The following is a 13,169-nucleotide window of genomic DNA, read 5'->3' as shown; positions in this document are numbered from 1 at the left end:
ATCTTTTTATCCGCTAGTATATGCACAACATACAGTTTTGAGCAGAGCTTTGTGCATAAATTCTAATTTTTGATAGTTAAAAATTTGGTGATGGTGTCAAAATAGCGTGGAAATTCAACAAAGCTATGATCCCCACCAAACTCAATAATTTGACGACAATGACTATAATAACGCACCGCCTCTGCAAAAGGCAGCACCTCGTCGCCCGTTTGTTGCAATAATAGCAAGTTTTCTGGATTACTCAGCTGCTCGACATACATGGATTTTAACGCATCAATATGTTCATACTGCAGCTCATAATGACAGTCCTGATAAGGATTGTATTGTGGTCCAAGGTAGTCATTTAATAATGAAAAAGGCCTAACTGCAGGGTTTATCACCACCGCTTTACAGCCAAGATGTTGCGAAAAGTAGGTGGCGTAATAGCCGCCTAACGAGCTACCTAACAACACAGTATCAGAATCAATGACGCTATCCAACTGTGCCAATGCGACTCTCGGGTCATAATGTAGTCTTGGGACAAGGTATGGCGTTTGTTTATCCATCATATATTCACCAAACGCCGTCGCTTTATAGGATAGCTCAGAGCTATTAAAGCCGTGAATATAAACTACTTTCCGAGCCATTTTACCTCTGTTGTTATAGCGCTTTTACTAAATACGATGACACGATAAGCGGGACCCAAATCAGACTGATACCAGTCCTTTGTGTGCTTATCAAATTGGATTGATGTTGCAGGCGTAGCGTAGATAGGTAAAGTGCGAAATTGTTGTTGATATTCATTATGCACATGACCATGAAATAGCCCTAAGACTTGCTCTGAATCCACCAACAGGTTTAACAGTGCAGGACTATTTTCGAGCATATGTTTATCTAAATAGCCATCTATCGGCCTAGGATGGTGGTGAGCAAAAACAATCGTATTGTTGTTGATCTTATTTTTAAGCTTGTCTTTGAGCGCACCTAAATGTGACTTAGCACACCATCCGGCGGGTGTTTCACCCTTTGAGTTTAACAGTAACACCTGCCCAAACGGACCTGTGATGCATTTATGACGGACGATTTGCCCAGCACTTATTTCTTCGAGTAAAGCTAGCTCGTCGTGGTTACCCGGCACCCAAAGCACCGGACATTGCAACTCACTCTCCCTCACTATACGAGCAAACTCATGATAAGAAGCCGCACTGTGATCTTGTGTTAAATCACCGCCAAACACCACACAATCGAAATGCTCTTTTGCCATCGCGGCGAGAGTGCGTTCAAGGTTAGCGGCGGTATTTACCGCAAAATATTCCCCAGAGGGCATGGCAAACAAATGGCAATCCGTAAAATGACCAATACGAATTTGCGCTTTATCGAATTGCAGCTCGAGATCAAACCAAGCCATTGTTTACATCCCAGTTTAAATGCACGCGGCCTTTTTCTAAACACACCATAAGCCAATCAGCTAAAAACGCATTTATTTGATACTTTTCATCTTTTTGGTGCATATCAGGATTTGGGTAACCATAGGATGGCTTTATTCGACGATGATAATCACGGTGAATTACTTCAGCCACTTTAGCATCATGGTAGAGGCGCACAGACAACGAAAAGTGTGGCAAATGGGCGCTTACTGTCGCCATCTGCTCGATGTGAATGTCCGTTGTGTATTTACTGACTCCAGCTACGCTCAAACTGTATCGCGCAGAGGCTAAGTCAATCACTCGACTCTCACCGACCACTTCTTCAGGTAGCAATTTTAGCGCCCGTAAATAATTACGTTCGCACAGCGTGATGTAACGGGGCAGAGATTGAATATACTGCTTTGAGCTCAGCACTTGTGACAAAAATACGACTCCTAAACTGCTTCTATATCCGCGCTTTATTTAATGCCAACCATTGTAGACTAATAACAGTGGCAGCGTTATCGATTTCCTCATTATCAAGACGTGCAAGGGCTTCATCAAGTGGCATCACATGCACTTTAATATCTTCACCTTCTTCAGCCAGTCCATAAACCCCACTCGCTTTAGATAAATCAGCAAGCGCTAGATACAAATATAGTCGCTCTGTTGTACCACCTGGGCTTGATAAATAAGAGCGCATATAAATGAGCTTATCAAGCTCAAGTCCAGCTTCTTCTTTGGCTTCTTTTCTTGCAACACTCTCATAGTCTTCGCTCCCTTCTGCCATCCCTGCAATGCATTCCAAAAGCCAAGGAGAGTGTTTTGAAGCCAACGCTCCAATGCGAATTTGCTCGATAAGCAACACACTGCCTGTAACAGGATCATACGGCAATATTGCAACCGCATGACCACGCTCTAATATCTCGCGAGTTATCAGCTCTGATACACCGCCATTAAATAAGGCATGGGTAAATTGGTACTTGTGAATGGTAAAAAAACCATTGAAGATTGTTTCTATTGAAGAAACATTGACGTCGACTTTGTTGAACTGACTCAAAGGTTTCATAAAATAATCCTGTGTTTTTTAATAGCAACGGTTTAAAAGCTAACCAATCGCCCTTATAGTAGGGTCATACCTGAATAAGTAAACGAAGTCGTTTACCTTTAACTTTTTCCACTTTACAATACCCAAGTGGTATTAATATATTCTGTTACACTTGTTGGCGATGTTTTACGCATTTGGTCTTTAATTGGGCCGCAAAAACAGGGTAACATGCTGACAGTATAAAAATTGTCTAAGGACTGAGCGAAAAATGAAAAAAACTCTACTATCATTAGTTGTTGGGTTGTCGTGCGCACTTTCAAGCAGCCTGTCCCACGCGGAAGACCTACTGCAAGTATACGACATTGCAACGGCTAACGATCCTACCGTATTAAAGGCTAAAGCGCAGGCTGATGCGCAAAAATATGCACAAGACCAAGCATTAGGCGTATTGCTACCTCAGCTTGGCTTTCAAATGAGTTATACAGACGTTAACTCTGAAGGTCCATCGAGCCAGCAAAATGACTCGACAGGCTACACCATGTTTGAGTCTGACACTGACACCTTTCAGCGTTCAATCTCTCTAAGCCAAACCATTTTTGATATGGCATCTTGGCAGGGTCTTTCAATTGCAGAAAAACGTGCAATGCAAGCATCGACGCAATATGAGCAGCAAAAGCAAACTTTGATTGTCCGTATCGCTGAAGGTTACTTTAATGTACTAAGTGCGTTAGATAGCCTAGAGTTTGTACAAGCCGAGAAGCGCGCTATTGAACGTCAACTAGAGCAGACAAAACAGCGCTACGAAGTAGGTTTGACAGCAATTACAGACGTGCATGAAGCAAGAGCACAATTTGACCGTGCAGTTGCAGACGAAATCATAGCAAGTAATGCAGTTGAAACAGCACGTGAAACATTACGTACGATTACTGGTAAGTACCACGCTAAGCTAGATAAGTTAAACACTGAAAAGTTCTCAACAGTTAAGCCTACGCAGAATACGAACGATTTTATCGAAATTGCAAAAGCGAAGAATCTAGACCTTCAAGTTGCAAAATCTGCGGTAGACATCGCAAAAGATCAAATTGATTTAGCTAAATCTGGGCATTACCCAACACTAAACTTAAACGCTACTTACTCTGATTCTTTAGCTGACAGTGCAGGTAGACAACATGCACCACGTAGCGACAGAACTTCGGTAGGCTTAACGTTAGACGTACCAATTTACACAGGTGGCCGTACAGTTGCAGCAACAGATCAAGCTCGCGCAAACTTTGTTGCTAGCAGCGAAGATATGGAAGCGGCAATGCGTAACATGACACGATCAGTGATCACGTCTTATAACCAAGTGGTTTCAGACGTTGCAACTTACCGTGCGCTAGAGCAAGCGGTTGTTTCAGCAGAAAGTGCATTACAAGCAACTGAAGCGGGTTTTGATGTAGGTACTCGTACCATCGTTGACGTACTAGTCAGCACGCAAAACCTGTATAACGCGAAACGTAACTTAGCTGATATCCGTTATCGCTACGTACTATCATCGCTACGCTTAAAACAAGCAGCAGGTACACTATCTCGTACCGATCTTGAAGCAATTAACCAAGGTTTGATTGAAGGCTAAGTACTTCGATTATCACCTCTGAAAAGGCCAGCTATGCTGGCTTTTTGTATTTTTACAGCAATATAGATAAACTAGCCGCTTCAATTAAGTCTTAGGTATATTACTTTGGTTACTCACTCACCTTTCAAATGGTCATTCTTAGCACCTAAATTTTGGCTGACTTGGCTTGGTGTTTTCGCCCTGTATTTAATCTCATGGCTCCCGCAAGGTGTTCAATTTGCACTGGGTAGAGGCCTTGGACGTCTAGTCCATAAATATATGAAACGTCGCCGTCATATTGCTGATGTCAATTTGAAACTTTGCTTTCCACAGCTAAGTGAAGCAGAACACAAAGCTATGCTACTAAAAAATATGGAAAATACCGGCATAGCAACTCTTGAAACGGGGATGGCATGGTGGTGGCCAGAGTGGCGCATCAATCAGGTGGTGGGCTCGATTAAAGGGCTAGAGCATATTGAAGCCGTGCAAAAGCAAGGAAAAGGGGTACTTATGCTGGTTCCCCATATGTTGCATCTTGAGATGGCAAGCCGAGTGCTAGGCACTAAAGTGCAAGGTGTTGGCTTTTATCGCCCACACAATAATCCACTTATGGAGTTTTTTATGACCCGTGGGCGACTACGCTCAAATGAGTATTTAGTCACTAAGCGAGACGTCAAAGGCTTATTGAAAACACTCTCAAGCAAACGCGTGTGTTATTACTTGCCAGATCAAGATTATGGCCGCAAGCGCTGTGAGTTTGCCCCTTTCTTTGCGGTTCCTGATGCAGCAACAACAACTGGTACTTTATTATTTTCTTCAAGCAAAAAGGCTGAGACTTTAAGCTTACACTGTACGAGAGACGCAAAAGGGATGTATCATTTAGACATACAACCTATTTTAGAAGCATTCCCAAGTGGCAATGATCTTGCAGATGTTACTCGCGTCAACGAGAGAATGGAGCAAGCAATCAATTGTGCGCCGGATCAATATATGTGGGTGCATCGTCGCTTTAAAACGCGACCTGATGAAAAGGCACCTTCGTTTTATTAGGGCCTAGAGTCTTGGAGTAGTTTGAAATGGCTAAGAAGAAAAAAAATAAATTATCGTCAATCTGGTTTTGGACTAAACACCTATCACTAGGTGTGTTACTCATTTGGGCTGCCTACTATTTTCTTTTTGGTGCCTCTAAAGATATGAACTTTAGGGAAACCACCAATGTTGCAGCGCAAGGCCTGTCGCAATTTTACGAAAGCTTTCGAAATAGCATGAGCAATCGTGATACCGATCGTGAAAAGTATGTTATCACACTCGGAAAGCCCACCTATCCGCTTGACGATGCGCTAGCACAAAGAGCGCTCGCAGTTAAACCATCTAACCCTAAATGGACCGGTGAAAAACAACCAAGACGCTTTGACACAGGCGATACTTTAAAAGATGTACTTACAAAGCAAGCCAAAGAAGAAGGTGTGGAACTGTTTTGGTATCTAGAGCGTGACTATGTGGTGAAGTATAACTTCCGTCTCGATACTGACTTTGTTTCTGCACTCTATCAGGTTGGAACGGCGATAAACGACGACTTTGAATTTCAAGTCTACACATTTTTCTGCCCGCGAGAGCGTGCTGCGGTTATCACCGAAAACCCACCAATCTATGTACGTGAAAACTGCCGTAAGCTAGCGGGTTAAGCAAGTACCCGCTGCCAAACTTGAGTGACTTGTTGTGCGTGTTGATCAAACGCTTCACGCCCAACAACCCTACCTAATTGGTTTAAGCTATTAAAATGATATTGATCTCTAAACAAACAATATGCAGAGATTAAGTGCTTCATTTCATCACTATCAATCACTTCAACTTCACCCGCTTGCTCTAAAATACGTATATTATCTGGATAAGTACAAAGTGCTGGATACTGACTGCTATATCGCAACACAATGTACTGACTGATAAATTCAATATCCGTCATGCCGCCAATTCCCTGCTTTAAGTCAAAGTGACTGTCACTATCTTGGTTAAGGTGGGCTCGCATTTTTTCACGCATATTGCGAACATCTTCCGCTAATTTAGGCACGTCTCGCTGCTGCATTAGTATTGCATGACGTATTTCCTCAAATCGTGCGGCCATTTTCGACTCACCTAACACCATACGAGCTCTCACTAGCGCCTGATGCTCCCATGTCCAAGCTTGCTCTAACTGGTATTGGTAAAAGCTTTCTAGATTGATAGCGAGTAAGCCCGAGTTTCCTTCAGGGCGAAGTCGAGTATCTAATTCGTAAAGCATGCCAGAGAGCGTTTTGGTATTGAACAAATGCATTAAACGCTGTGCCAGCTTCATATAAAACTGTCTTGAAGAGATAGCTTTATCACCCTGAGTTTGGCTTTCGCCGTCACGATTATGCACAAACACTAAGTCTAGATCTGAGTTGTAACCGAGCTCATATCCCCCAGCCTTGCCATACGCTATTACAGCAAAGCCTTTTTCTTCTATTGTTGCACCTTCAGGCGCACCAAAACGCGCCACCATATGCCCCCAAGCAATATCGACGGCTTTTGCGATAATCGCCTCAGCAAGCGCAGTTAGATGATCGCTCACCTTCATAATATCCAACACGCCAGTGGCGTCTGCAGCCGCGACTTTTAGCTGATGCGTTTGTTTAAATTGTCGCAGCGCTTCCATCTGTAGCTCAACATCTTGCTCATCTATACGTAAAAATGCTTGCTGGATCTCGTTTTTATAGGCCGTTAATGGCAAAGGTTTGTAGAGAGTTTGTGGGTCGATAAGCTCATCAAGGAGGATCGGGTATTTCGCAATATGCTCAGCAATCCACGCGCTATGACAACAAAGCTTGATAAGTTGAGTCAACGCACCGTGATTTTCGTAAAGTAGCTCCAAATATGCAGTACGAGACGCTACTTTATTGATCACACTGAGCACGCGAGCGAGCGCCGGCTCCATGTTTTGTTTACTAAGCTCTCGTAGCAAGGCTGGCATTAACTTATCGAGAATATCGCGACCACGAGTGCCCGCCTGCTTTTTACTTAGCCCTTGTTTAAACTCCATCAAGTCAGTTTGCCAAGTCTCAAAACACGGTGCAGCTCGGCACTGGCCTAGCTGAGCAATTTCTCCCGTTTGCCACGCGTAAACCGCGCTATCGTCTTCATCTAATTCTTCTTCAGGCGGTTCACCAATGACTTGACTAAACTCAGCCCGGATATGCTGCGTCACAACCTTTAGCATTTGCTCAACTTCGGCGTAATCGTTACATTGCAATAAGTGGCTCAGGCGCAGACAATCTAAGTTGTTGTCGGGTAAAGTTTGCGTTTGTTTGTCGTCAAATGCTTGTAGATATTGCTCAACTTTACGCAGCACTAAATAGTTCTCATGCAGACGGTTTTTGACCTCGACAGGGACAATATCAAGCGCTTCAAGCTCTTCTAATGCCTGTAACAATGAAGGGGTTTGTAATGGCGTTTCGCGACCGCCGCGTATCAGTTGCAAAGCCTGCACAATAAACTCTACTTCTCGAATGCCACCAGCGCCCAGCTTTATGTTATTCGTTAAGCCTTTGCGTCTCACCTCTTGGGCAATCATATTTTTCATCTTTCGCAGTGAATCTATCACAGAAAAGTCGATATAACGGCGATAGACGAACGGCCGAATTAAGTCGTAAAACTCTTGCCAATACGGCGACGGTTCACCAATTGGCCGCGCCTTTAACATCGCATAGCGCTCCCATTCTCGACCTTGATCTTGGTAATAATCTTCCATCGCGGCATAGCTCATTACCAAAGGACCACTATCCCCAAATGGTCTTAAACGCATATCGACTCTGAATACTTGGCCATCAATGGTAACTTGATTAAGCGCTGAAATAAGTTTTTGTGCCACTCTAGTGTAAAAAACTTGCGCCTCAATACTGCGCCGGCCACCGGATGTGTCGACACTTCTCGGATAGGCAAAGATCAAATCGATATCAGAGGAAAAATTCAGCTCCTTACCACCAAGCTTTCCCATGCCTAATACCGTCATAGGTATCGAGTTACCAGCCTCATCTTTTGGTGAGCCTGATTGCGCTTCTACGCTTAAGTACGCCCATCGGTACGCATTTGAAATCAAGGTATCGGACAGCTGCGAAATATAGCGAATACTGTCATCAATCTCATTGCCTGCAACCAAATCCAGCCACATCACTTTAAGCCAATACTTTAACCGATAGTGACGCAGCTGCTGCCAAGCTTGTTTTTCTTCAACCAAAGGCGCGGAAAAGTCAAACACATCAGGACAGTCGCGCATTTGCATCTGCGATTCATCGAGCAGCCAAGCTCCCCACTCAGGAAATCGTGTAAGCGTACGCTCGGCAAAATCACTCAGCGCCAGTAACCGTGCCAGTTTGGGCTCCATCGGCGCATCACCATAAATCATTTGGTAACGCTCTTGAGCAAGCGTATTTAGCGCTGCTTGAACAAACAATTCCGACATAAAAAACTCCACGGTAGACTGGCTCTCTTTGTGAGCAGTGTTATAGTAACTCTATCTAAAACACAACCTTACACCGAGTATGAGTTATTTGTCTTTAAACAATATCAACTTTTTAGCGATTTTGATTTGCTTTGTCATTGTCTGCGGTTTAACTATTTTGCTGCGCTTAATGATCCAACGTAGCGCCAACAATCTCCTTGATGACGAGCTCGCACAACGTGACAACTTTGCACTTGGGATCAGCTATGCCAGTCAAGTGACGATGCTGTGTATTTGTGTTGCATACTTATTCAATGACTTAGGCGTGGTGAGGGCGCAGGCACACCCTCTGCAAGTGGCCTTACATATAGGGTTGATCATTGCCTTTGTATACTTCGGCCAATGGATCCATCGCAAATGGATTCTGTATCAGTTTGACGAAGAAGAAGCGATTTTAAAGCAAAATATCTGCGCCGCGATGGTGGACTCCGGCATGTTACTCGGTAACACCATATTGGTGCTTGGTTTATATCATTGGGTGCACCCGAAAGGCTGGAGCGATCTATTAGTCGTAGCCCTCGGCTTTATGCTATTGCAGCTGCTTTATACGCTAGATAGTAAAATCAGAGAAAGTCGCTTTGCCAAGTTCAATCAAGGGGCTTCTTTACAGCAAAATTTTAATCTCAGAAACACTTCTATTGGTATTCGTTATGCAGGCAAATCCATCGGCCTCTCTTTAGCCATGTATGCGGGGCTGCACAGCGCTCCCTACCATGGAGCAAAAGTGGTAGAAAACTTGTTTTCGGTTGTCATGCATTGCGGTGTAATGTGGCTTTTTCTTTACATTGGTAGCTACGTATTGCTGCATTTATCCTTACCTAAGGTCAATATTGGTCTAGAGGTAGACCACCAAGATAACGTTGGCATCGCATGTTTGGAGTTTGCAGTTTTCTGCTCAATAGGCTATTTACTTATTAACTTGTTTTCGGTGTAACGCAATACTGCATGAATGCTTTAAGTGATGGACTTTTACTGGTAGATAGCAATTGGGATTTTAGCCAAGAACTCGTCGAGCATTTGCAAAATGTGCGCTCTAGCCAAGCCAGTAATATAATTATCGCAGGTGACAACACCAAACAAATGCTCAAGATGATGTTTAAAGAGCAAATAAAAGACTACTGTTATTGTGACTTTGACAATGAAATCAGCGTTTCTGAACTTGCCAGCTATTTGCACCGTCATCATAACATTAATGCTGTGCTGCTCTATTCTCTGGACTATCATTTAGCTACCGAGGAGCAGCGCTTTATTTTTGATTCTCTTCACCCACACCGGTTTTTAATCGAACAAACCCCGCAAGGTTTTCAGATCACTAAACAGCACTCACAAGCATTAATCAATCACTTATCTTGTCATCCGGATACCGCGGGCCTCCCCGACCCAGACTTGATGCTTGCCAAGCTCACTGGGTTACTTTGCGGTAAAGCTAAAGTGGCAGGATGATGTAGACTAACCGTGCGCGAGCGCTTACCATTGCCACAAAACAGCAACTGAATAATCGAATTATGCGTATTCCACATATTTATCAAGACTCGCCTTTGGCCATTGGTGTGCCAGTTACTTTGGATGATGACGCCGCAGGACATATAGGCCGAGTGCTTAGAATGACAACCAAAGATAAAGTCAGCCTGTTCAACGGACAAGGCGGCGAGTACCTATGTCAATTAAGTGAAGTTGGGAAAAAGAAAGTCATTGCTGTACCTGAATCATTTGAAGACAAAAATATAGAATCTCCACTAGCCATACATCTTGGGCAAGGGATTTCTCGCGGTGATAAAATGGACTTCACTATTCAAAAGTCGGTAGAGCTGGGCGTGAGCGAAATCACCCCTTTGTTTACCACACGCTGCGGCGTTAAATTAAGTGGCGAGCGTCTAGCAAAAAAACACCAGCAATGGCAAAAGATAGCAATTGCCGCGGCCGAGCAATCCGGACGTAATACCATCACTATTATTAACCCACCGATGGAGTTGTCTGAATGGCTTGCACAGCAAAGCGACGAGTTAAAAATCACACTGCACCCTCGCGCCGAACATTCAATAAAAACACTGCCGTATAGTCAGTCTGGGATCCGCTTTTTAGTGGGGCCTGAAGGCGGCTTTACCGATGAAGAGCTCGATGCTACCGCTCAACAGCGGTTTGTTGATGTCCGTCTAGGCCCACGTGTACTTCGTACAGAAACCGCAGCTCTCACGGTACTGAGCGCACTACAGCTGCAATTTGGCGATTTAGCACTTTAAATACACAGAGCAACCCCCATATCATGGGTAAACTCAGCAAGCGTAATGGGAGCGTCTATGACGATTAAATTAGGGATCATTTCCGATCCAATCAGTGGCTTTAACATTAAAAAAGACACCGGGTTTGCCATGATGCTGGCGGCACAGCAGCGCGGCTATGAATTGTATTACATGGAAATGAATGACCTTTTCTTGTACCAAGGCGTTGCCAAAGCGACCGCGGCAAAAGCGCAGGTATTTGACGATACTTCCCATTGGTATGAACTAGCTGAGAAACAAGAAATCGATTTGGGCGACCTTGACGTTATTTTAATGCGTAAAGATCCGCCTTTTGACACTGAATATATTTACGCCACTTATATTCTTGAGCGCGCTGAACTTGCGGGTTCGCTTGTGGTAAATAAACCACAAAGTCTGCGCGACGCCAATGAAAAGCTCTTTACGGCGTGGTTTAGTGAGCATACTCCAGATACTTTGGTTACGCGTAATCAATCACAAATTCGCGAGTTTTTAGCTAAACATGGCGATATCATTCTCAAGCCTTTAGATGGGATGGGCGGCGCGTCTATTTTTAGAGTGAAACAAGATGATGCAAATATTGGCGTGATCTGCGAAACACTTACCGAGCATGGTTCTCGCTATGCGATGGCGCAAAACTATATTCCAGCCATTAAAGACGGTGATAAGCGCGTGTTAGTGGTAGATGGTGAAGTGATGCCGTACTGCTTGGCTCGCATTCCACAAGGCGGTGAAACTCGTGGTAATCTCGCAGCAGGCGGCCGTGGTGAAGCAAGACCTATTAGCGAATCGGACCGTAAAATTGCCGAAGCCATTGCCCCAACGTTAAAGGCAAAGGGCCTAATATTCGTTGGCCTAGATATCATTGGCGATAAGCTCACCGAAATCAACGTCACCGCACCAACTTGCGTAAAAGAAATTGAAGCGGCGTATGACATTTCAATTATGGATAAGTTTTATGATGCGATCGAGCGAAAACTCGACCATACTAAAAACTAACCATTAAGGGGGTCTGGTTATGAAATCACTCGCTAATCACTTTTTAGTGGCAATGCCCAGCATGGACGACCCTTTTTTCAATCATACGGTAACCTATCTTTGTGAACACAGCGAAGATGGCGCGATGGGGTTGGTGGTAAACCACCCTATCGATATCACCGTGGGCGAATTGCTTGATCAAATTGATATCGATAACGACAAATCTAGCCAAGCGGCTAAGGTAAATATCTACGCAGGTGGGCCTGTTCATACCGACAGAGGCTTTGTATTACATACGCCAAAGTTTGGTTACGCCTCAAGCCAAGAGCTTAGTTCCGAAATTATGATCACCACATCAAAAGATGTTTTAGCCTCTTTAACGTCATCACACTCTCCCGAAGGATTTATCATCACCTTGGGCTACGCCGGATGGGTAAGTGGTCAGCTAGAGAAAGAACTGAAAGAAAACACTTGGTTAGTCGTCGAGGCTGACCCCGAAATCATATTTAATACGCCACCCGAAAAGCGTTGGGAAAAAGCAGTGCAAATGCTTGGTTTCGACGTTGCACAATTAAGCTCGCAAGCGGGTCATGCGTAACTAGCCTGTCATTTTGAGCTTAGGTTAATAAACGAAGTATTCATGGAAAACAAAAAAGAGAAAGTGCCTAAAGGTAAACGTAGCGTCATCGGGTTTGACTTTGGCACTAAAAGTATCGGCTTGGCTATCGGCCAAGAAATCACCGCAACCGCATCAAGCCTAGGTGCTGTAAAGGCAAACGACGGCATTCCGAATTGGGATGACATCGCTGTATTCATTAACGAATGGCAACCTGATTTATTGGTGGTTGGCTTACCACTGAATATGGATGGTACCAATCAAGATTTAACATTCAGAGCAAAAAAGTTTGCTAACCGCTTGCATAACCACTTTCGGTTGCCGGTAGAAACACAAGATGAGCGCTTGACGACAGCAGACGCCAGAGCACGCTTATTTGAACAAGGAGGCTATAAGAACCTTGCAAAAGGTAAGGTAGATGGCATGTCTGCTTGTATCATTCTTGAAAGCTACTTTGAAGCAATGTGGGAATAGCTAGTTTAACTCTTGGGCTTGTTGAGCTTTATGGCTTTATTTTCCACCAAGTAGATTAATATTTATAAACGATATAGTCGGTGTAGCGATAACACACTAAAAATATCAATCTAGCACCGCAACCTTTAATATCAAAAATTCAGTACTGATATTAAAGGTACGGCTAACTGTCTGTAAAAGCCCATCATATTTAACGAACTCTCAACGCTTTCAATCACCACCAGTAAGGCAACTCTTATTCCTCTAAACACTATGGTGAAATCGCCGTTTTTGTACAGCTAGCAAAGCAACTCTAGCCGC

The 13,169-nt window shown here is 43.9% G+C and carries 14 protein-coding genes; 9 read left to right on the top strand and 5 right to left on the bottom strand.

Going from position 1 to position 13,169, the window contains the following annotated elements:
• Nucleotides 1–62 precede the first annotated feature (62 nt).
• The 4 genes from QSH61_RS03715 to QSH61_RS03700 are packed head-to-tail and all read right to left on the bottom strand — an operon-like array spanning nucleotide 63 to nucleotide 2,454.
• On the bottom strand, nucleotides 63–626 hold the full coding sequence (locus QSH61_RS03715; RefSeq protein WP_174170318.1) for a YqiA/YcfP family alpha/beta fold hydrolase: 564 nt from the start codon (nucleotides 624–626) through the stop codon (nucleotides 63–65).
• Nucleotides 611–1,387: a metallophosphoesterase gene (locus QSH61_RS03710; protein WP_206471370.1), complete on the bottom strand. Its 777-nt coding sequence runs from the start codon at nucleotides 1,385–1,387 to the stop codon at nucleotides 611–613. The genes QSH61_RS03715 and QSH61_RS03710 overlap by 16 nt, the downstream gene beginning before the upstream one ends.
• Nucleotides 1,374–1,829, bottom strand: coding sequence for a DUF1249 domain-containing protein (locus tag QSH61_RS03705; protein ID WP_010379051.1), 456 nt, complete (start codon nucleotides 1,827–1,829; stop codon nucleotides 1,374–1,376). Before QSH61_RS03705 ends, QSH61_RS03710 begins: the two co-directional genes overlap by 14 nt.
• A gap of 22 nt (nucleotides 1,830–1,851) precedes the next feature.
• The gene (locus QSH61_RS03700) at nucleotides 1,852–2,454 is read right to left on the bottom strand and encodes an NUDIX domain-containing protein (protein WP_174170320.1); all 603 of its coding nucleotides are present in this window, start codon (nucleotides 2,452–2,454) and stop codon (nucleotides 1,852–1,854) included.
• A gap of 247 nt (nucleotides 2,455–2,701) precedes the next feature.
• Between QSH61_RS03700 and tolC the strand changes: the two genes are divergently transcribed.
• The 3 genes from tolC to QSH61_RS03685 all read left to right on the top strand — a co-directional run bounded on the left by tolC (nucleotide 2,702) and on the right by QSH61_RS03685 (nucleotide 5,712).
• Nucleotides 2,702–4,048 (top strand): outer membrane channel protein TolC, encoded by a 1,347-nt coding sequence (gene tolC, locus QSH61_RS03695; RefSeq protein WP_174170321.1) that lies wholly within the window; start codon nucleotides 2,702–2,704, stop codon nucleotides 4,046–4,048.
• Nucleotides 4,049–4,153: 105 nt separating this feature from the next.
• On the top strand, nucleotides 4,154–5,077 hold the full coding sequence (lpxL, locus tag QSH61_RS03690; protein ID WP_206471371.1) for an LpxL/LpxP family Kdo(2)-lipid IV(A) lauroyl/palmitoleoyl acyltransferase: 924 nt from the start codon (nucleotides 4,154–4,156) through the stop codon (nucleotides 5,075–5,077).
• 26 nt (nucleotides 5,078–5,103) lie between these two features.
• Nucleotides 5,104–5,712 carry a TcpQ domain-containing protein gene (locus QSH61_RS03685; RefSeq protein ID WP_017217000.1) on the top strand — a complete coding sequence of 203 codons (609 nt, stop codon included), beginning with the start codon at nucleotides 5,104–5,106 and terminating at the stop codon, nucleotides 5,710–5,712.
• On the opposite strand, the gene glnE is transcribed toward QSH61_RS03685, so the two are convergent.
• Entirely contained in the window at nucleotides 5,709–8,504 is a 2,796-nt protein-coding gene (glnE, locus tag QSH61_RS03680; protein WP_206471372.1) for a bifunctional [glutamate--ammonia ligase]-adenylyl-L-tyrosine phosphorylase/[glutamate--ammonia-ligase] adenylyltransferase, read from the bottom strand. The genes QSH61_RS03685 and glnE overlap by 4 nt on opposite strands.
• 79 nt (nucleotides 8,505–8,583) lie before the next feature.
• Here glnE and QSH61_RS03675 point away from each other — a divergent pair, with 79 nt between their 5' ends.
• The 6 genes from QSH61_RS03675 (at nucleotide 8,584) to ruvX (ending at nucleotide 12,869) form a co-directional block, all read left to right on the top strand.
• Nucleotides 8,584–9,477, top strand: a complete 894-nt coding sequence (locus QSH61_RS03675) for a DUF350 domain-containing protein (RefSeq protein WP_029215930.1) — start codon at nucleotides 8,584–8,586, stop codon at nucleotides 9,475–9,477.
• An 11-nt stretch (nucleotides 9,478–9,488) separates the two neighbouring features.
• Nucleotides 9,489–9,986 carry a hypothetical protein gene (locus tag QSH61_RS03670; protein WP_010607708.1) on the top strand — a complete coding sequence of 166 codons (498 nt, stop codon included), beginning with the start codon at nucleotides 9,489–9,491 and terminating at the stop codon, nucleotides 9,984–9,986.
• A 62-nt stretch (nucleotides 9,987–10,048) separates the two neighbouring features.
• Complete coding sequence (gene rsmE, locus QSH61_RS03665) at nucleotides 10,049–10,783, top strand: 16S rRNA (uracil(1498)-N(3))-methyltransferase (RefSeq protein ID WP_206471373.1); 735 nt, start codon at nucleotides 10,049–10,051, stop codon at nucleotides 10,781–10,783.
• Between the two features lie 57 nt (nucleotides 10,784–10,840).
• On the top strand, nucleotides 10,841–11,800 hold the full coding sequence (gene gshB, locus QSH61_RS03660) for a glutathione synthase (RefSeq protein ID WP_010379037.1): 960 nt from the start codon (nucleotides 10,841–10,843) through the stop codon (nucleotides 11,798–11,800).
• 19 nt (nucleotides 11,801–11,819) lie between these two features.
• Entirely contained in the window at nucleotides 11,820–12,377 is a 558-nt protein-coding gene (locus QSH61_RS03655; RefSeq protein ID WP_010607710.1) for a YqgE/AlgH family protein, read from the top strand.
• A 42-nt stretch (nucleotides 12,378–12,419) separates the two neighbouring features.
• Nucleotides 12,420–12,869, top strand: a complete 450-nt coding sequence (ruvX, locus tag QSH61_RS03650; protein ID WP_017217006.1) for a Holliday junction resolvase RuvX — start codon at nucleotides 12,420–12,422, stop codon at nucleotides 12,867–12,869.
• The last annotated feature ends 300 nt before the right edge of the window (nucleotides 12,870–13,169 follow it).

The sequence above is a fragment of the Pseudoalteromonas sp. JC3 genome, assembly GCF_030291895.1.
Lineage (GTDB): Bacteria > Pseudomonadota > Gammaproteobacteria > Enterobacterales > Alteromonadaceae > Pseudoalteromonas.
This window is presented reverse-complemented; position numbering and strand designations above follow the sequence as displayed.